Source organism: Dietzia sp. B19, from assembly GCF_014145155.1.
Taxonomy (GTDB): Bacteria; Actinomycetota; Actinomycetes; order Mycobacteriales; family Mycobacteriaceae; genus Dietzia; species Dietzia natronolimnaea.
The window spans coordinates 914-1,126 of record NZ_JAALED010000562.1; the positions used below are offsets into that span (position 1 = coordinate 914).

The 213-nt window shown below is 71.8% G+C and carries 1 pseudogene; it reads left to right on the top strand.

The annotated features are described in order from the left end of the window. Positions 1–213, top strand: a pseudogene (locus tag G6020_RS15320) (IS1380 family transposase); the annotation flags it as partial.

Consider the following 213-nt stretch of genomic DNA (forward strand, 5'->3'; position numbering starts at 1 on the left):
TGGCGCCCTGGGCCCGGTGGCCTCGGCGCCGACAGTGTGGCGCACACTCGATGAGGTCACCGCCGGCAAGCGCAAGAAGATCCAGGTGGCGCGGGCTCGGGCACGGCGGCACGTGTGGTCCCACCTGCCCGGCGGGGTGCCCGCATCCAAGTGCGCGGGCCGGGACCTGGGATCGACGATCGTTCTCGATGTGGACGCCACCATCGTGGTCAC